Below are 962 nucleotides of genomic sequence, written 5' to 3' on the forward strand. Positions count from 1 at the left end.
GCACTTAACAAAGATTTTGCGAGTGAGCCAGCCAATATAAAAAACTAAAGCGAGTAGAGCATAAAACCAGAATGCAACCATGATAAAACCCCGTAAAAAGGGGGCCATAACTAGCGCCCCTTGACTTACACACACTTACTAAGGATTACCAACCGTAGGAAACACCCACACCCACGGAAGCCCCACCGAAAGTACCAGCGCTAACCGCTGCTTTGGTGATTACGTGCTCATTGATTCGAGCACTAAAGCCCACTGCTAAGGCTTGCTGTCCGTCATAAGTACCAGCGCCAGCACCTACGCTAAAGGTTTGACTATCTGTTACTTGTGGGATGTTCGCCATAGCCGCCACACCCGCTACACCTACGCTAGCGCGTTTGCGGTTCTGGTCTACATCGTCTTTCAGTTTCTTAAACTGGCTGTTAGTCTGAGTTTCCAGCGTGTTAAGGCGCTGCTCATGGTTTGCAATGGTTGCACTGTTGCGGCTAACCTGCTGGTTAGTGGCGGTTTGCTGCTGTGCCACCTGATTAAATGCCTGTTGTGTCTGAGCCAGTGGAGCATAAGCCACAACCGGAGCCGCTACAGGCTGTTTAACCGGGGCAGGAGTAGTAGCCGCTGGCTTAGGTGCTGGCTGTGCTACAGGCGCTGCTGTGGTCGCTGGTTTAGCCTGTGCTACTGGCTGCGGTACAGGGTTAGCCGGGGTTTTGTTCACACCCACTACCTGTAACGTAGGTTTAGGGATTGCACCAACTGTAGCCGGGGTTGCCGGGGTCTTAGGTGCTGCCTGTGCTGCTGGTTTTGGCGGTACTGGTGCGGTATACGCTGGAGGCGTAACAACCGTAGTAGTAACCCCGTTAGTAGTGGTAGTTGTAGTAGTACCACTGGCATTAGTACTGCTGGTTTGAGTGGTGTTAGTAGCGCCTTTATCGGTGCTGTTGTTTTCTGCGTTTACTTCATTGTTTACC

Annotated in this window: 1 protein-coding gene; it reads right to left on the bottom strand. The window is 51.6% G+C overall.

Annotation, left to right across the window (positions count from 1 at the left end; translation table 11 throughout):
* Positions 1–145: 145 nt before the first annotated feature.
* Positions 146–962, bottom strand: an 817-nt coding sequence (locus tag N1032_RS28355) for a YadA C-terminal domain-containing protein (protein WP_310795987.1), incomplete at its 5' end; no start/stop codon positions are given.

Source organism: Herbiconiux daphne (assembly GCF_024979295.1).
Classification (GTDB): domain Bacteria; phylum Actinomycetota; class Actinomycetes; order Actinomycetales; family Microbacteriaceae; genus Herbiconiux; species Herbiconiux daphnes.